Origin of the sequence: Rhodopirellula sp. MGV, assembly GCF_002251265.1 — a bacterium.
GTDB classification, from domain to species: domain Bacteria; phylum Planctomycetota; class Planctomycetia; order Pirellulales; family Pirellulaceae; genus Stieleria; species Stieleria baltica_A.
In genome coordinates this window covers 68,878-86,083 of record NZ_NPDI01000027.1, presented here as the reverse complement: position 1 = coordinate 86,083, position 17,206 = coordinate 68,878, and the positions used below count along the sequence as shown (strand labels likewise).

The following is a 17,206-nucleotide window of genomic DNA, read 5'->3' as shown; positions in this document are numbered from 1 at the left end:
TCGGCATTTGGCCTGGATCGCGACTTTGATCACAGCGACAGCTTTCCGGCTCGTCCGGCGGCCCAATTCTGTAATCCGCGAAGTCGTTGCTTGGCACGGTTGAAGTACGTTTCGTCAAGCGATTCAAGGTGTTGCTTCGCCTGCGACTGGTAAACGGATTCGGCATCGTCCCGGTTGGTGATATTCAATAAGCGAATCAATTGCGACGCGACATCGGCCCCGATCTGTTGGTGCCCCGCGATCGTCGGATGGACATGATCGACGAATCGATCGGGATCGGGAATGCCGTCGGGCAACGGTCGACGGCTTGAATCGGTCTGATCGAAACGAATCGGGCAATTCACCATCACAACGTTTAGTTCGTCAGATAGCTTTTGTAGCGACTGGATCATCGGTGTGGTCGCCCGCAGCGGACAGACATCAACATCTCGGGCGGCCATCAAGTGTTTGCGTGCCAACTCCGAACGATTGTGCTGCCAATGGATCCTGCCGGCAAGGTAGTGTGCCCCGGCGTGGTCGGGATCGGTTGCCAAGCACAACTGGCAGGCTTGCAATCGATCGGCATCGGAACGTTCACGGTCTTGCGCGATCGCCCACTGAGATTGAAATGCAGCAACGCGATCAGGGTCATGCGTTTCTTTATCGAGTTCGACAATCTTAAAGGGCGGCGTATTAACGATTTCACTTGTCGGTACGCACACGACCAACGGCACATCGGCATTTCGACAAGCGACGATCATTCGCCGCATTGTTTCGATGTAGTGTTGCTCGACAGAGCGGCGCCATTCTGGATCACGTACATAGCGCCGCATGCCTTCGACAAGATCCAGTCGTGTCTGTGTTTCAGCGGGCAATGGCTGGAGTTGGACCGTCGCTTTGCCCAGTTGTCGACGAATCGATTGAATTAGCTGCGAATGCGAAGCGATCGCCTGCAGTGTCCCTTGATTCGATGACAACGTTCCGTAAGAGCGTTCTTCTAAGAATTCGTTGTGACCGCAGTAAATCGCGATCGCATCGGGCTGATAGCCGAGAACTTCATCCAAAATGACAGCGACTCGATAGCTCGCATAAGAAACGCCGCCACAGTTAACAACTTCCCAAGAGAACGTTGGGTCGGCGGCTTGAAGTCGTTGTTTGGTCCACTCGCTAAACGACGTTTCGATTTCGTACGGCCGACCTTGGACGGTGGATCCGCCGAGTACAAAAACACGTTTGGTCTGCGGTGTTTTGACTGCTTCAAACGATGCCGGTCGGAAAAAATTAAGGCGTTGTTCGTCTACGCGATACTTTGCAGATGCGGAATCAAGACGGAACAACCGTGGTTGGGCAGAGGTATCGAAGATCGGATCCCATGTCAGATCGTCGCTAGGACGATCCGACATGACTTGCAAGTAGGTTTCTGCGATCGCGAAAGGTGTCAACGCCAGCAGCACACTGATCAATCGAAAGAGTCGACGTCGCTGGCGTGATGGCGTTGGCGGGTTTGAGATCGAGTTCACTGCCAATAGCCAGGCGTGACAGGATGAATCGGCTTCACGATTTTGGGGGCTACGTGTTGAATCGTCGGGTGTTGAATCACCATTGGCCGTGTGGAGAACGTTGGCTGCGGGGTGACAACTTTGTGGTGAGGCGTCACATATTGGTGACCGTAGCCGGTGTGTCGTGGTTGGATGTAATGTGGCTGTACGTGACGTGACTGTACATAACGTGGCTGTACATTGTAAATCGATCGGGACGTGGAGTGTCGCTGGAAGTTGGCGTTCTTGTTGCTCGTGTAAAACGCGCCCATGCGTTTATTCATTGGCTTCGACCAGCCCCAGCTGTGACCACCCGCTTGAGCGTTCGTTGCACAGAATGTGACCGATGCGGTCAAGATCAAAGCGATGGCGAAACGGATGGCGGGAAATTGGCGGAATCGTTTGGCGGACATTGAATTGCCTAAGGGGCTTGTGAGCGATGGATTGTTGTTGGTGTCGTTGACATCAAGCCAAGCGGGAGAGCCGATCGCTTGTTACACAACAATTTTGAAAAGACCGAATCAGGCTGCCTGCCAGCGTAAAATCGCCTCATTGGGGAACACGAGCATGATCACATTCAAAATCAGTGAATCACGGATCGTGGCCATCAACACAACTTCGGTGACAACAAACAGTACGAGTGACGATTGCCATCGAAGCCGACTTGCGATCAGGTATCCAATCAGACAAGACGCCAAATCGGCCAGGCTGTTTGCGATTGAGTCGCCGTAGTAATCCAGTGAAATCGTGGCCGCCCGATAACGGTCGATCACCAGCGGTGTGTTCTCAAGGATTTCCCATGCCGCTTCGATCAGCAACGCAATCAGCAAACGTTGCGCCGGGAGCAACGGAATCGCGCGTCCGAACCAGGGAATCGATGCGGAACGGAACAGCCAAAGGATGGCAAAGAAAACCACGCCATGAAGCACATGGGTGAACGTATACGGATCGATAAAATGCTGTGAGTTGTGTGATGAGTTCACCTCCCAAGACCAGGGTGTCGGGTTTCCGCAATCACACCAGACCTGTCGCCCCATGAAGTACAGGATGGTGGCCATCGCTGTGGCAATCAAAGCCGCACCGGACACTGACCACCGATCGATCGGGAAAGTTGCTCTCTGATCGGACTCAAGGCCGGCGGATGAGCGACAAGGCGAAGCGTTCGACTTTGGTGAATCAGCATTGGGAAGTGGTGTTGGCATCTTGTTAGGAACCAGGTCGAACGACAAATGGGTGTAGGAACGCCGACAACGAACAGCCTTCATTAATTATTAACGAAAAAAATGCGTCGTCGCGGATAAAGTTGGGGAAGATAGCTGCACTTGCGAGGTCGGTAACGGTGTAGATCGCCGCCTTTTTTCGCAGACGCCTAGCGTGCGTTTCCGCATACCCCGACAAAGTGCTGGTCAGCGTTTTACGCATTGACCAAATTAGGTTCGCAATGGAGATGAAACGCGACTCCGGCTGGCTGCTTCGATCATTGAATGATTGCAGCCGATACAGGTGCATTCCCCTACCCCCTAAGCAATTCTCATGAAGCTTCTGCTAACAGCGTTGGTCGTGACGATGGCGTTGGTTTCGACAACCGGATGTGGCTCCTCGGAGAACACCGTGATCGAGCCGCAGGATTATCAGATGACCGAACAGGAAGAATCCAATCGCGAGCGAGAGAAAGCCGCACTGGCATCTCAACAGCAATAGCCGCCTGGAATCGCAAGACCATCACCATCGAGCGTTTGTTCAAACGAAGGAATGAGAGGTGGGAACGAAACGCTTTCGGGACGTCCGGGATGGAGTTTAAGACGTCTAAGTTACATCTATCCTTTATTGTCGACTTGTTTAAGTCACAGGTACCGAAATGATTCGAAACAAATCCGGTTCGAAAGGTTTCACCCTTGTCGAACTTTTGGTCGTGATTGCGATCATCGGGATTTTGGTTGGGTTGTTGTTGCCGGCCGTACAAGCCGCTCGTGAAGCGGCGCGACGTATGAGCTGCAGTAACAACTTCAAGCAAATCGGCCTCGCATCGCACAACTACCACTCTGCTTTTAAACAGCTTCCTACACACATGGGCGGCACGCGGCGACTTCCAGCCGGTGCAAGCTGGTTCAGCGGATACGGCGACGACTGCAACATGATGATGTTGAGCGTCTTTGTTGGCCTCACGCCGTTCTTTGAACAACAAGGCTTGTGGGACACGATTGCCAATCCGAACTCGGTCGATTTGACCAATCCAAACACTCCACGGAACCCGCCGTGGCCGGCGATGGGACCGACCCCAACGGAAGAGGACAATGACGTTGTCAAGGTGAACCAACGCAACACCGCGTATCCACCTTGGATGACTGAAATCCCAACACTGCGTTGCCCTAGCGACCCCGGACAAGGTCTGCCTGCGATGGGACGCAGCAACTACGCCGCGTGTCTCGGTGACGCTCTGCATTACACCGACAACGGGTCGTATTGGTACAACCTTCGCGGCTGGCCAAAAATCGAAGTTCACACCAACAGCAACTTGTCCACACAAGCTGCTTGCCGTGGTGTTTTCATTCCGCGTCGTGCGATGAAGTTCCGTGACATTTTGGACGGACTTTCGAACACCATCATGATGGGCGAAATCGCGACCGATTTGGGTGACCGTGACGTTCGGACGTTGCCGCACACTTTCGCGCCAGGGACCTTCACCGGTCTTCGCAACAATCCCTACGTCTGCCATTCGGATGTTGACCCAGAGCGGCCTAAATTTTGGATGTCGAACCTGACCGACGTTGCCGCCGGAAACCAAGGTCGTGGATTCCGTTGGGCCAGCGGTTGCCAGCCCTACACGGCGATGAACACGATTCTGCCACCGAACAGCGAAACCTGTATGTCGCTTGGTGACACCTCGCCAGGGGCGTTGTCGGCAAGCAGTCGCCACCAAGGTGGAACGCACGTGTTGATGAGCGACGGTGCGGTGGTGTTTATCACCGATTCAATCGAAGCTGGTTCGCCGACCAACGGTACGGTGGTGCTCGGTGAAACCGGCAATCGCGCTCCTGGATCGGCCAGCCCCTATGGTTTGTGGGGTTCGCTCGGAACGCGAGCGAGCCGCGAAGTCATCTCCGAAAGCATCAACTAATTCTACGATCGGTCCGGCCCGGCAACGGGCCAGTTGATCGCATCTGACGCAGTGTCACCAAGATTGTGACGCTGCGTTTTTTTATGGGGTCAGGTTGGGAGTCTACCGCCGGGGCGGTACTCGGGTGTGGCGGCAGTCGCGCGATGACCCGAATCAAGCAGCGTCCCAATTGATGAGGTACACTCCACCAGCAGGGAACAGATCGGCAAGCGGGGCGGCACCGGGTATGTCGGCGGTTCCCCTTACCGTAGCGATTGCCGACAAACGAACGCGCCCCGTTTCGAATCAGGTTCGGCCTAGCGGCTTAACCGACCCGCTCCCCTCCCCCCACACTTCTCGCGACGCACATGTCTCAGTCGGCTGAAAGCCATCGACGGAAAAAGGATTCGAACAAGCCCGTCCCGGTGCAAATGAATCCCTGGCTGATGATTGCAATCGTTTTGGCGACGATGGTGGCAAGTGCCGTTTTGTTTCGACAAGGAGATCCGATCGCGGCGATCAGCTTGGTACTGATCAGTTTCTCGTCGATGGTCGCTTTCAAGATGGGGGTGATCGGGATTGCGTCGAGTCTGATCGGGCTGACTGCGGCGTTCTATTTTGCACCTGCGGCGGCACCGACCCTGGAGCCCTATGCGACGCGTTATTTTGAAACCACCGGATTGGCGAACCGCTTCTTGAGTATCGCCGTGGCGGGTGTGCTGATCTCGATGATCGTTTCGTTGTTGGTGACGGCGCTACTGGGCGGCACGATCGCTCATCGTCAGCGTTTAGCAAAGGCGAACCACTATGGCGGTTTCGTCTTGGGCGCAATCGAGGGCACGCTATTAGTCTGGTTGGCATTGGGCGGATTGATCAGCATGCAGCTTTGGCAGCGTGACGCGAACAAAAGCGAAAACGCTGTCGCTCAGTGGGTTGATCATTGGGCCGCACAAACGCGACAAAGTGCGATCGGACCGTTTGTTCGCGATTACAACCCGTTCGAGCGGATCGAACCGCTCGCTGAAACTCAAAAGTTGCCCGCGGCGGTACGCCAATTGTCATCGCCAGGCGCTGTTGATCGTTTATTGGCCGACCCCGAGATTCGCTCGCTTCGAAATGATCCCGAAGTTTCTCGGGCGATCGAAGAGCTCCGTGGCGAGCCGCAATTGGCGGGGGTGTTCCGCGGCGGTCAACCGCTCGGCCAAGAGGAGTTGCTGTTCTTGATGAACAGTCCTGCCGTGATGAAACTTGCCGACGATCCCGAGTTTCGACAGGGGGTAAGACGCGTTCTCGAAACACACGCCAACACCCATCGTGTCGATCGCTAGATCGTAATCTGTCGAGCCCGTGCGGTAACCGGCCAGCGCTCGATCGCGAGACCATCCTGCACACACCAAACGTGGTCGTACAGTGCGACGGTGGGACAAATATGAACTGGCATCCCATACAGGACGCTTCCAACGGGATAGTCAGCGGCAAAATCGGTTTTCAGAACCAAGTGTTCTTCGCTTTGCATCACGAACTCGGCATCTTCAAGACCACGAAATACGATTCGTGGTGGCTGCATTTCCGCGGCGACCGACTTGTGGCCGACATCGATACAAAGCGTTGATTCGGTAGGCCGGCTGATGATACGGGCAAGCAACAAGGCGGCGTTTTCGAAATCCATTGGCGGAGAAAACGTTGGCTGACCGGCGTCCCATAAAACGGATGTGCCAGCGCTGACTTCGACGTCACAATCGGGGGCGTTTTGAAGCATCAATTTTGACGTTGGCGTGCCGCACCCGACAACTTTGGGAACGACCAAGCCGCGGCTTTCGATTTGGCGTTTCCATTCCCAAACTGGCGTAAACGCTTCATAGACAAGGTTGACGACAGTTTCGGGATCGGTGTGATGGATGTGTCCATCGTAAGCATGCAGCCCCACCGCATTGCAGGATGGCGATTCGGAGATGAAGCGATAGAGGCGTTCCGCTGACTCGCCGACATGAATCCCGGTCCGATTCATCCCGACATTCAAGTCGACGAATAAATCGATGACCGCCCCGATGCGTGTCGCTTCATCGGAAAGCTGTTGGGCAATTTCCAAGCAATCGACGATGGTTGAAAAGCGACAATCCGGAAACGTTTCAACAAGAGTCAAGAATCGACGGATATTCGGGCCGACCGGCTGATACGCCATCAAAATGTCTTCGCCGCCCGCCTCGGCCGTCATTTCGCATTCGGCGATCGTTGACGTTTTGAATTTTGTGATGCCGGCCTTCAGTTTCAGTTGAACGATCTGAGGCAGCTTGTGTGTTTTGACGTGGGGGCGGAGGACTTCTGGGCCTCGTTGACCCGCCCACCGAATCATCCGCTGCAAGTTGGACTTTACACGGCCGATGTCAATTAAAAGAGATGGCGAAGGGACTTCTTCGACATTGTTGATTTCAAACCAGCGTTTGTCGTCGTTCACTTTGGCAGTTCGGTCGGCTAAGAAGGCGATGAAATGGACGCTCTTGCGAAAGCGACCTCTCACGTCAACATAACGTTAGCCGTGCTGCTGTGCAGCCAAGCGGCCTGCCCGTTTTACCATCGCGACGAAGTCATTGCGAAAGCCACTCGGATCCTCGCCACTCGCATTAGCAGCAATTTTTTCGATGAACTCGAAATCCGTTAATCCATCAGCAACCGGGCTGTCGCCCGTGTGACGGACGGTGATCTGATTGGCAGGACTCCGCAACAACATCCCGAATGCGGCGGCAGCCGAAGCGAAGCGAAAACTCTCCGGCGCGTCATCAAAGGCGATACCGGTGTCTTGAAGACTGACTTCGATCGAATCGAAATCTTGCCCCGATTGCGTGTCGTGGTAGCGTAGCTTCAAGGTTAGCACTTCACCGCTGTTGGCATCATCGTTTAACGCGACGGGGGTTTGGTACTTCAATCCTTCGACGTTTGAGTCTGTCGGGGCGCCAGCCCCCAAACCGTTTTGTGGGATGATTTCATAAAGCGCGGTAACGGCATGTCCCGAATACACGTCGCCAGACCAAGGAAGGTCGCTAGTGGCGACCATCGCGCCACGTTGATCTTCGTAACCGATTAATCGATAAGCTTTGACTTCACGTGGGTTGAATTCAACTCGGACATCAACGTCGCTAGCGATTTGTTCGGAGTGGAGCTGAATTTGGTCAAGAAATTGTGACTCTGCGTCGCCACGGTTCTTCACCACGCGATAGTCCCCGTTTCCTTTATTGCAGAGCCGTTTCATCAATTTGTGATCGCCAGCATCTGCCCCAAACTGGATCGCCGAAAAGGCAACTTGGTCGCTTCGAGTCAAAACAAAGTCGGCAAGTTCGTTGCTACTTTCGAATCCGATTTGGCAGTTATTGTCCGTGCAAAGAATGACCGCATTGTTTCCGCCAGGAATGTACTGGCGTTGAGCGATCCGATACGCCAATTGCAGTCCTTCGCCCGACTTTGTCGAGCCGCCGCTGCGGATACGGTGGATGGCGTCAATGATTTTGAGTTTTTGATCGCCTGTCGTCGCGTCCAGAGCAATTCCTTTGGCGCCGGAGTAAACAACGATTGCGAGTGAGTCGTTTTTGTCGAGCTGTTCGACAATTGTGAGCAGCCCCTTGACCGCAAGCGGTAATTTTTCAGGCCGATTCATCGTTCCAGAGACATCGACCAGAAACACGAGATTCGCCGGTCGTCGTGACTGTTGTGACTCACGTCCTTGAATCCCAACACGTGCCAAGCGGTTTGATGGATTCCAGGGACAGCTCGCGATATCCATCGAAACGGCAAACGTTTTTCCATCCTCTGGGCGGGCATATTCGTAATCAAACGTATTGATCAATTGCTCGACATAGACGTCATTGGATTGAGGAAGCGACTTGCGATCAATCAGTTTGCGAACCGCCCAGTAAGATTCCCGCTCGATGTTGATAGGGAAATTCGAAAGTGGGCTGACGGCAGCGGATTCGAAAACGCCCGACCGAAACGGCCTGGATTGTCCAGCAACCTTTACCCGACTTGGTGAGAGCGTATCGTCCATTAAACGCTGGGATTCGAGCACATCAGCCGCGATAACTGATGGGTCGTCAACCGCAGTCTCATTTTCGTTTGGCAAATCGTGATCGAGATTCGTTGGCGACAAATCGCTTGGCGAGCCAGACAAAGAATCGCCGGCGCTGCCCATCGCAGCGACGTTACTGGCTGTTTCCTCGTGCGTCTGATTTGAAACCGCGGCAACATCTGTTGAAGACACATCAACTGGATTCACATCCGCTGTGGTGTCGAGATTATTCGTGCTTGTTTGATCATTATTGACCACCGCGCTTGATGGTGGTGCCACAGTTGACTGCTGCCGATCGAGTGCGAGCTGAACCTGCAATGACTGAATTTGTGATTCGAATTGGCGATTGCGTTCGGCCAACAGGCGGTTTTGACGTTCGACTTCTTGGATTCGTGAACGAAGTAGTTTCGTTTCTGTCCGAGCGGAAATAACGCGGTTTAGGGCCGGCAACGTCAGGCCACAAGCCAGCAGCAGCGAAGCGGCAATGGCGAGTACAAAGCCGAACGAACTCGAAGGCGATTGCGGGGACGGGACCGCTTGTGCGACGCCCAATTCTTCGCTTGTGCCCGGTTCGATCGGCGGCACGGGGACCTGCTCGGCGCGACGGATGGCGGCTTCAATCGTTTGACGACTTTGTTCGGAAAGAGATTGTGTCTTGGTGTCGAACTCGCTTGCCAATGTCGTTGCGGTTTCGCGGATCGCATTGACGGTTTCACACAGCGTCGGCGAGTGTTCCATCCGTTGCACAAACTCCGCTTCTTGTTGGGCGGATAATTCGCCGAACACGAATGCAGTCGCCTGCTCGTGTAATTGCAAATCGTTTGGGTCGGAATCGTTTGGCACAATCATTTCAACGCGTGATTACTTTTCGGTGGGAACAAGTCGTTCGCGAACGGTTTTCAGTCCCGTGCTCAGCAGGTAGCCCACGTTGCCGACACTCAAGCCCGTCGCGTGGCTGATTTCGCGATAACTCAGCCCGCTTTCAATCTTTAATCGGATCACTTCTTGTTGCCGTTCCGGTAGATTCCCGAGCTGATCCAATGCGTCGCTATACCGTTCGGCCATTTCAACTTTCGTCACCGGGTCGCCATCCCGGCTGACTTCTTTTTCCGCTACCGTGTCATCAAGCGGTCGAATTCGACCTTCCTTCTTCATGACGTCGAACGCCCGGTTTCGACAAACACGGAACAGCCACTGACGTACTTTCCCACGCACCTTTTCCTGGGGCTGTTTGCACAGCCTCAAAAACGCGTCCTGCACCAAGTCGTTGGCACGATCCCGATCACCCACCAAGTGTTTCGCATAACTCATCAGCGCCACCTCATTGTCGCGGAAAGCCTCGGACAACCAGCTTTCACTGGCCGCCGATCGTTCACCACCCGGCGGGGGTGGCGTTTCCGGTGAATCTGGATGGGAATCGATCTGCTTCATTGCCTGTTGCAGGCTTCGAAAAGGAACGCGGATCCTTGCATCTTTACAACGATCCGCGTGAAGAATCCTTAGAAAGGAATTTGTGTTGGAGGCAGAACGGCAGTGTCGATGCCGCTGAGTGCGAACGTATTCTATCCAAAAAGCTACGGCATCGATTTGTGTTGGCAGGCGACTTTTGTTGCCAATCCACGCTGTATTTCTCAAAATCGTGCGTATCGGATCCCCTGCCGGGGGCTCGAAAAGGGATTGGCATTTGCCGATTAGTGATTCGATTTTCCCGCCCATTTTCCCACGGGGTCTGCGACGATGTCACACTCGTCAGCCTTCTTCGCAGGTCGGACGTACCGTTCGGCCGCCTGTGCCGTGATGCTGTTTTTCATGGCCGTTCCCACTCACGCCGCTGCCGACGATTCGCCGCTGGCGGTCAGTTCATCCAAGCACGCGCCACTTCGCGATGGTCCGTACCGTGTCTACGTCGGCACCGTCAAGCTGCCCGCACAAGGTGTTTGGCGAATCGACACCAGCAAAGTCGATGAACACGTTCGTGAAGTTTATCTCGTACCTCTTGATCCATTGCGTGTCCACCAACTGGGCAAGCGGATGTACGAAGCCATCGAGGAGCGTGTGATCAACGCGTCACGATGGCAACTCAACGTCGGCTATGAGCCATGCCGTGATTTTGCGTTGGCACATCAGAACGTCGGCCCCACTTCGCTGAAGGAGCTCAGCGAATATCAAGATGACAAGTACGGATCGGCGTTCTTCTGGGATCGAATGTCCTACCGGCTTCGTGATTTGGAAGGCCTGATCGCGATCGATGCGGTCGATGGCCCCTTTGTGCACTTGATACCGAACGTCACCTTCGAATTTGAAGATCCGCCGGCGACTGATCAGTCAGCTGATCCGAATTTACGTCAACGACGAGGCGTTCCCAAAGACAAACGCAAGGTCTTGGCATTCGAGTTGCGGCCGCTAATCGATGATGGCAAACATTGGGTGCTCTCTACCGATGGCAATTGCGAACGAGTCGACATCGATCAAGATTTGGTGCGCACACAAAAGGCGACGATTCGGCCGATCTTGTCGCAAGAGACGATCGAACGAAACGACCAGACAGAGGTTACAACGTATACCGTCACGGCGATCGTGGATGAAGTAATCTCCGCCAAGCAGGTCGTGAGAGTTGACAACGCGATTGCCAATCAACAGGTTCAGCTGGAATGGAATTTTGATCAAGCAAAAGAAGTCGACTTTGATCTTGTCGAAAACACACTCTTTGATGCCCGACGCTATGGCTGGACGCCATACTTGATCGCCGGAAACGGTGGCGTGTTGGATCTTTGGAATCGCAAAGTGACGCCGCACTCGGATGCCATTGGGCCTGCTAGTCCGCGTCCAAACAATTTGTCGATGTATTCGATTCTGGGGGGGCGTGCAGCGATCGAAGAAACGTTGCAAATGCAAGTGTTGGCAGTCGGCAAGTCGAAAACCGATGACATGGTCGAGCTGTCGACATTAAAAGGGGTGGAGGTCAAGTCGCATCCGTTTGAGGCAATGCTTGCCAATCATGGTGGAGGCGAAGAACTTGCGATGGCAAGTTTTGTCCCGGCCGATCGGTTCTATGTCTATGTCGGAAAACCGGAAACCATTCCGGCACTGCTCGACAGTGGCGCACCTTTTATCGCAAGCTTGGGAACGGCGCTTTCGGGAAACTGTCTGCAGTACAACTTGGAATCACGATACCTCGCGCGATTGGGTTTGAATCGCGATTGGGTCGATTCCGTTTTGACGTCGGGCATGGCCAGCGAGCTGTCGATCTACACGCCAGACTTGTTCTTTATCGACGGAACCGATGTGACGGTCATCGCACGTTTACGGCAACCGCAGTTGCTGCACCGAATGTTGTCGATATTAGTGATCGCCGATGTTACCGGTGGCGGCGTGGTGGAAATTCCCGCAAGCGGAGAACGAAACGCCTACGTTTCGCTTCAAGACGATTTGTTGATGATCAGCACCAACCGGCAAGAGTTGGAACTGGCGATCGACTTGCGCGAGCGAGACGGTGTGGGCAGCTTGGGGGCGAGCGACGAATTTCGTTACATGCTCGGTCAGTTGCCGGTGGATGAGAAAACCAGGCTGTACGCGTATTTATCTGACCCCTTTGTCCGACGATTGGTTGGCCCCGAAGCCAAGATCGGCCAGCGCCGACGCGTGCTCGAAAAAGCGAAATTAGAAGCGATCACCGCGTATCGCTTGAAAGCCAAACTTGATGGACTGAGCGAAGGTGAGACGACGCAGATTCTTCAACAACGCGGTTACTTGCCGAGCGACCTTAATGACACGACTGTTTCAATTCAGCCGAACGGATTGGTGCGGTCGGAACGCTACGGAACACTTCCGAATATGCGCAGCCTGCCGGAGGTACCGCTCAAGAAGGTCACTCGCGAGGAAGCACAGCAGTACGACCGGTATCGCGAGAACTATTCGCGTTATTGGAGTCGATATTTCGATCCGATCGCGGTTCGGTTGAACGACGTCGGACCGGGCGAGTTGGAACTTTCGACATTCATTTTGCCATTGGTCGACAATTCAATTTACAACGGGCTGCGTGGTGTTCTTGCGCATCAGTCCGATGGTAAATCACTTTCGATTCCGGTTGTCCAGCCGGCACCGGTGCTGCAGTTTTCGCTGAACTTGCGAGATGAGGCGTGGCAGCAAATTGCTGGGAACTTCTCGGAGTTCTTTTCGCACTACTCGGGAGTCAGTTCGGCGATCCTTGATGACTTTGGTCCGAGTGCACACGTCGCGGTGTTTGACGCCGACCCGGTGATCGCACTTGGCAGTGGTGATGTCTTCGGGGCGTTTGGCAATGCGGCACGGCGTGGCAATTCGAACTTTATGTTGATGTCGCCGGTGATGATTTCGATGTTGACGCGGCCGTGCAGCATCATGGTCGAAACACAATCACCAGAACGTACCGCACAGTACCTCCGCCAAGCGGCACTTGCGCATTCGATGGGTGTGGGACAAGACAGTGCCTTTCGTCCTTCGTTTTACCAAGAGGGTGACGAAGACAAGTGGGTTTGGGTGCTGGATATCTTTGGGATGGTCAAGCTGCGCTATGGAGTCGAAGTCATCGACAAGTATTTGGTGATTCGCAACATCCCGTGGTCAAGCGATGACCGGGTCGTCAGCACGGGGATAGCAGCACTCAACGGGGCGCAATTGTCGGTGAATCCCGGTGCGTGCCAATTGCAGTTGCCTGGATTACACGCGGCAGCATCAGACAACAATCGCAAGTCGGTGATGTCAGGCCTTGGACGGTTGTATCCGTTCATGCTGGCCGGTTCGGACAGTGTCGAGTCGGCGATGGCAGAGCATCAACGGCTGTTTGGTTTCCATCCGCGACAGCTTCCCGGCGACCAATGGTTATGGGAGGGCCAAGCGATGGTCAGTCGGGTTTATGGTCAGCCGGTGCGGCAGCGCCAGCCGGCCTTTGATCCGGATCAGCCGTTCGGTTTGATGAGCCGCATCGATTCGCTATCGTTGAACATGCAATTCGAATCGGACGGGCTGCGAAGTAGCGTTCGCTGGCGACTTCGTTAGTTCGAAGCTCGACGATCGACTGTGTTAATCGGAATAACTCGTCGAGGAGATTTCCTCGGCGAGCTTGCGGCGCTCGCGAATGTAGTTCGTATGATCGCGTTGATACGATTCGGCTTTCGAAAAGGTCCGGATCGCGTTGAAGATTCCGAAGATCACAAATAGCACCCCAAACAGCGGGAAAATCATAAAGATCCCGGGTGCGCCGGCGCGGCTTGCGCCGGACGAAATGCCAGTGGCCATGACGGTCCAGAAGATCCCAAAGAGCACGACAAAGCCGCCACCGAAGATCGCACCGGCTTTCGACGGCAGGTGCGTTGCACCATGTTTGTCCTGGACGAGATGATTCGCCCGTTCGTTTTGCCACTGTTGATCCAGGCGTTCGATCGCGTTACTGGACTTGATTTGTTCGACGTCGCGGGCGATCCGCTGAGTCGTTTCTCGAATGTCATCGAGGACTTCGGTGGAATAACTGCTTCCGGTGTGTCGAATGGTCAAGCGAGCGTTGCAAAAACTGCAAGTCACAAAGCGTGCTTTGGCATCAACCTCTAATGGCGCGCCGCAGTGGTTGCAGTTCAGCGGGATGACTTTCATGGATTATGGACTAGGTTTCTGCTCGGGACGAAGGTTGGTTTGGGTGCCGCCGCTAGCCCATGTTTCGGCCCCGGTTACATGAACACGTACAGCGATCATTCCTGCGTGAGCATCGTTTACTGGAATGTTGAATGTTACCGAATGCCCGGATTCGATGGGTTCCGTTTGAGTCGCCAGGGTGACGACGTTGGGATCTCTGGCCGGCTGTCCGGGCTTGGATTGTGGGCCTTGGCCCAAGGGATGGTCCAGCATCACTGTGCACTCGCCATCAATAGGGCTTACGACGGTCACGGTCACGGGCGCGCCAAAATCGAAACCGGTTTCGGTGGTGACTTCAAGTGGAAGGGGCGGGTGCATTTTAAGCAGCGGGTCGCCGAGCAAGCCGTACAGCGCCGCGTGTTCGCGTCGTTCGTCAGCCAATTTGGTGCCGGTCGGGCTGACCAGCATCGCGATCGAATCGACCAGCGTGCGGAAATGCGTTTTCTCGCTCGTATCATCGGCTTCCAATCGTTGCTTGGCCGCCACAAACGCCTCGCCCAGGGTCTTCGCAGGCGGCGTCACTTCGATTTTGTCGTCGACCTTGTGTGACGAACCGTAAATCGAATCGATCAGACCGAGCGTCAAAATGGTGTTTCCGTAAGGCATCGTGACACGATTGCCTGCGATCACGGCAATCGGGCCACAGCGGTGCAGCAGCAGTCGTTCGGAGAAACTCTCGGTGCCAGCGTCGATTGCCCCGGTGAAACAACACAACAGCAACGCGATCGGCGCGTTGGCTGGATCGCATTCGAGATTCCCGACCGTCGTTTTATCGAGCACGGGAATGCCGGTCGGGCCTGATGGTACGCGGTCGAGTTGTTCGACCATGCCGTGACCGGCATAGACCCAAAACCGACAACCGTTGGCATAGCGTTCGGTGATGGAATCGGTAAACCGTTTGCGAGGATAGAACATGTGCCCGGGACTTCCGAAGGCGACCGACGTCTGCACGGGCATCGGCAATGATGCCGTAACGATCATTCGCGTGACAGATTCGATTGCGGCATCGGCAAGCATTCCAAATCCGCCAACACCACCGACGAGTTGTACTTGTCGCCGCCAAGCGGAAAAGTCACGACTGTTTTCGTACGCCTTGATTCGTTGCAGAAACGCATTCAGTTGGCTCGCTTGGCTGATCGGAATGCGACCGACTGCGATGTCTGTTTGTCCGTCGCCATCGGTGTCGCCATACGGATGGTCGGTTGCCATCGTCGGCGTGCTGCCGAACTTCGATGATACCGTCGTGGCGATGTAGTGCATCGGGACTTGATGACTCGGTTCGGTCGGCAGACCGATGATCGGTGCGTCACCGATCAACAGGATCGCTTCATCGTTAGGCGTGACCTGTTGGCGAATCGATTTTTGTAGTGCCGGCGCGGTCGTGTCTGAATCGATTACGCGCACATCGATCCCTTGAGAGCGTCGGTAGTCGACCCAAGGCTGTAGCGCGCCACGAAAATCGGAGGGGCAGACCACCAAGACCGATCGTGTATCGGGAACGGACGGCGGTTCGGGAATCACTTGACCGTTCGCGACGGATTTCCAACCAAGCATCAACGCGAGCGTTAGCAACACCGGTAAGGTTCGCGAACGAAAGCGTCGGGCGGGGCTAAGAATCATGTTGCCTGGGCGTCGGTGCATCGATTCGCTGGTCATCAGGTACTTGGATTGGTCGCCAGATGTTAGATTAACGTAAGTATCTCAACGGATTTCCCTACCGGGCACCAGACCAATGTCGCACGAAACATCTACCCACAGCGGTCCGGCGCGATCCCGAGATTTGCCACGGATAGCAATCACGGTCGGCGACGCCGCCGGCGTAGGACCCGAGTTGGCACTGAAGTGTGCCGCAGAAGCAACCGTTGTGCAGCGATGCCAGCCTATTTTAGTCGGGCCAGAAGCTCCGATCCGCCAAGTTGCAGCGAAACTGAGGCTCGCCGTGCCGCCAACCATTACGCTCGGTGATTTGGAATCCCCAGGTGCTCAGGAAGGACCGCTGTCGCTAGGGCCGCTGTTGCTAGCGTGTGGCGACGTCCCCTTGGACGGTTTTCAGCCGGGAACATTTTCGGCGGCAACCGGCCGGGCCTCGTTCGAAGCCGTTGAGTTGGCGATCGAAGGAACCATGGGTGGACTTTTTGACGGGATCGTGACGGGCCCCATCCAAAAAGAGGCTTGGCATGCGGCGGGCACCGGATATCTGGGGCACACCGAATTACTGGCTGACCGAACGGAGACCAGTGATTTTTGCATGATGTTGTCCGGTGAAGCTTGTTCCACCGTTTTGGCGACAATCCATCTGCCGCTCGCTGATGCGATTAAAACACTGTCCGGCGAGCAGATTAAGCGGGCGATTCGGCAGGGTGCTACTGCGATGGAAAAACGCTACGGTCGTCCCCCACGCGTGACGGTATTGGGGCTCAATCCACATGCGGGCGAAGGCGGATTGCTAAGCCACGGCGAAGAGGAAAACATCATTCAGCCTGCGATCGAATCGGTTCGACGGTGGGCTCATTCACAGGACAAAGACTGGACGATTACCGGCCCCGTACCACCGGATACCGCATTCACGCCGGCCATGCGAGCGGCAACGGACGTGCACGTTTGCATGTATCACGATCAGGGATTAATTCCTCTCAAGGCACTTTCCTTTGATGATGCGGTGAACGTCACCCTGGGACTGCCAATTGTCCGCACAAGCGTCGACCACGGCACCGCTATGGACTTGGCTTGGAAAGGCGATGCTAAAACCGGCAGCATGCTCGCGGCGATCACGATGGCGATCGACTTGTGTGAGTAGGTCGTTGTTCTAAAAGCCTGAGCAACGGTTCAGTACGCTACAATGGGGGCCTGTCATTGTGTCGTCGAACC

General features: G+C 54.9%; 13 protein-coding genes. 5 read left to right on the top strand and 8 right to left on the bottom strand.

What is annotated here, in order from left to right:
- Positions 1-29 precede the first annotated feature (29 nt).
- The 3 genes from CGZ80_RS08655 to CGZ80_RS08645 all read right to left on the bottom strand — a co-directional run bounded on the left by CGZ80_RS08655 (position 30) and on the right by CGZ80_RS08645 (position 2,575).
- Entirely contained in the window at positions 30-1,499 is a 1,470-nt protein-coding gene (locus CGZ80_RS08655; protein WP_094413375.1) for an SGNH/GDSL hydrolase family protein, read from the bottom strand.
- A complete protein-coding gene (locus tag CGZ80_RS08650) occupies positions 1,496-1,930 on the bottom strand; it encodes a hypothetical protein (RefSeq protein ID WP_094413373.1) in 435 nt (144 codons plus the stop codon). Before CGZ80_RS08650 ends, CGZ80_RS08655 begins: the two co-directional genes overlap by 4 nt.
- 108 nt (positions 1,931-2,038) lie before the next feature.
- Entirely contained in the window at positions 2,039-2,575 is a 537-nt protein-coding gene (locus CGZ80_RS08645) for a DUF2585 family protein (RefSeq protein WP_233148310.1), read from the bottom strand.
- 475 nt (positions 2,576-3,050) lie between these two features.
- Here CGZ80_RS08645 and CGZ80_RS27895 point away from each other — a divergent pair, with 475 nt between their 5' ends.
- The 3 genes from CGZ80_RS27895 to CGZ80_RS08630 all read left to right on the top strand — a co-directional run bounded on the left by CGZ80_RS27895 (position 3,051) and on the right by CGZ80_RS08630 (position 5,942).
- Positions 3,051-3,218 carry a hypothetical protein gene (locus CGZ80_RS27895; RefSeq protein ID WP_158222615.1) on the top strand — a complete coding sequence of 56 codons (168 nt, stop codon included), beginning with the start codon at positions 3,051-3,053 and terminating at the stop codon, positions 3,216-3,218.
- Positions 3,219-3,375: 157 nt separating this feature from the next.
- Positions 3,376-4,635, top strand: coding sequence for a DUF1559 domain-containing protein (locus tag CGZ80_RS08635; protein WP_094413366.1), 1,260 nt, complete (start codon positions 3,376-3,378; stop codon positions 4,633-4,635).
- Positions 4,636-5,060: 425 nt separating this feature from the next.
- A complete protein-coding gene (locus tag CGZ80_RS08630; RefSeq protein ID WP_158222614.1) occupies positions 5,061-5,942 on the top strand; it encodes a CvpA family protein in 882 nt (293 codons plus the stop codon).
- On the opposite strand, the gene CGZ80_RS08625 is transcribed toward CGZ80_RS08630, so the two are convergent.
- The 3 genes from CGZ80_RS08625 to CGZ80_RS08615 all read right to left on the bottom strand — a co-directional run bounded on the left by CGZ80_RS08625 (position 5,939) and on the right by CGZ80_RS08615 (position 10,102).
- On the bottom strand, positions 5,939-7,069 hold the full coding sequence (locus CGZ80_RS08625) for a D-TA family PLP-dependent enzyme (RefSeq protein ID WP_233148309.1): 1,131 nt from the start codon (positions 7,067-7,069) through the stop codon (positions 5,939-5,941). The two genes, CGZ80_RS08630 and CGZ80_RS08625, sit on opposite strands and share 4 nt — an antisense overlap.
- Positions 7,070-7,144: 75 nt before the next feature.
- Positions 7,145-9,520, bottom strand: coding sequence for a von Willebrand factor type A domain-containing protein (locus CGZ80_RS08620; protein ID WP_094413362.1), 2,376 nt, complete (start codon positions 9,518-9,520; stop codon positions 7,145-7,147).
- Between the two features lie 12 nt (positions 9,521-9,532).
- Complete coding sequence (locus tag CGZ80_RS08615; RefSeq protein WP_158222613.1) at positions 9,533-10,102, bottom strand: RNA polymerase sigma factor; 570 nt, start codon at positions 10,100-10,102, stop codon at positions 9,533-9,535.
- A 306-nt stretch (positions 10,103-10,408) separates the two neighbouring features.
- On the opposite strand from CGZ80_RS08615, the gene CGZ80_RS08610 reads away from it, so the two are divergent.
- Positions 10,409-13,708 (top strand): hypothetical protein, encoded by a 3,300-nt coding sequence (locus CGZ80_RS08610; RefSeq protein WP_094413358.1) that lies wholly within the window; start codon positions 10,409-10,411, stop codon positions 13,706-13,708.
- 24 nt (positions 13,709-13,732) lie between these two features.
- Here CGZ80_RS08610 and CGZ80_RS08605 read toward each other — a convergent pair whose 3' ends face one another.
- Both CGZ80_RS08605 and CGZ80_RS08600 read right to left on the bottom strand, forming a co-directional pair.
- Positions 13,733-14,299: a hypothetical protein gene (locus CGZ80_RS08605; protein ID WP_094413356.1), complete on the bottom strand. Its 567-nt coding sequence runs from the start codon at positions 14,297-14,299 to the stop codon at positions 13,733-13,735.
- Between the two features lie 3 nt (positions 14,300-14,302).
- Positions 14,303-15,979, bottom strand: a complete 1,677-nt coding sequence (locus CGZ80_RS08600; protein ID WP_158222612.1) for a C25 family cysteine peptidase — start codon at positions 15,977-15,979, stop codon at positions 14,303-14,305.
- A 91-nt stretch (positions 15,980-16,070) separates the two neighbouring features.
- Between CGZ80_RS08600 and pdxA the strand changes: the two genes are divergently transcribed.
- The gene (gene pdxA, locus CGZ80_RS08595) at positions 16,071-17,135 is read left to right on the top strand and encodes a 4-hydroxythreonine-4-phosphate dehydrogenase PdxA (RefSeq protein ID WP_094413352.1); all 1,065 of its coding nucleotides are present in this window, start codon (positions 16,071-16,073) and stop codon (positions 17,133-17,135) included.
- Positions 17,136-17,206 lie beyond the last annotated feature (71 nt).

Coding starts and splice junctions, on each gene's coding strand:
- CGZ80_RS08650 (WP_094413373.1), bottom strand. CDS start 1,930: ATGTCCGCCAAACGATTCCGCCAATTTCCCGCCATCCGTTTCGCCATC.
- CGZ80_RS08645 (WP_233148310.1), bottom strand. CDS start 2,575: ATGGCCACCATCCTGTACTTCATGGGGCGACAGGTCTGGTGTGATTGC.
- CGZ80_RS27895 (WP_158222615.1), top strand. CDS start 3,051: ATGAAGCTTCTGCTAACAGCGTTGGTCGTGACGATGGCGTTGGTTTCG.
- CGZ80_RS08635 (WP_094413366.1), top strand. CDS start 3,376: ATGATTCGAAACAAATCCGGTTCGAAAGGTTTCACCCTTGTCGAACTT.
- CGZ80_RS08630 (WP_158222614.1), top strand. CDS start 5,061: ATGATTGCAATCGTTTTGGCGACGATGGTGGCAAGTGCCGTTTTGTTT.
- CGZ80_RS08620 (WP_094413362.1), bottom strand. CDS start 9,520: ATGATTGTGCCAAACGATTCCGACCCAAACGATTTGCAATTACACGAG.
- CGZ80_RS08615 (WP_158222613.1), bottom strand. CDS start 10,102: ATGAAGCAGATCGATTCCCATCCAGATTCACCGGAAACGCCACCCCCG.
- CGZ80_RS08610 (WP_094413358.1), top strand. CDS start 10,409: ATGTCACACTCGTCAGCCTTCTTCGCAGGTCGGACGTACCGTTCGGCC.
- CGZ80_RS08605 (WP_094413356.1), bottom strand. CDS start 14,299: ATGAAAGTCATCCCGCTGAACTGCAACCACTGCGGCGCGCCATTAGAG.
- CGZ80_RS08600 (WP_158222612.1), bottom strand. CDS start 15,979: ATGCACCGACGCCCAGGCAACATGATTCTTAGCCCCGCCCGACGCTTT.
- pdxA (WP_094413352.1), top strand. CDS start 16,071: ATGTCGCACGAAACATCTACCCACAGCGGTCCGGCGCGATCCCGAGAT.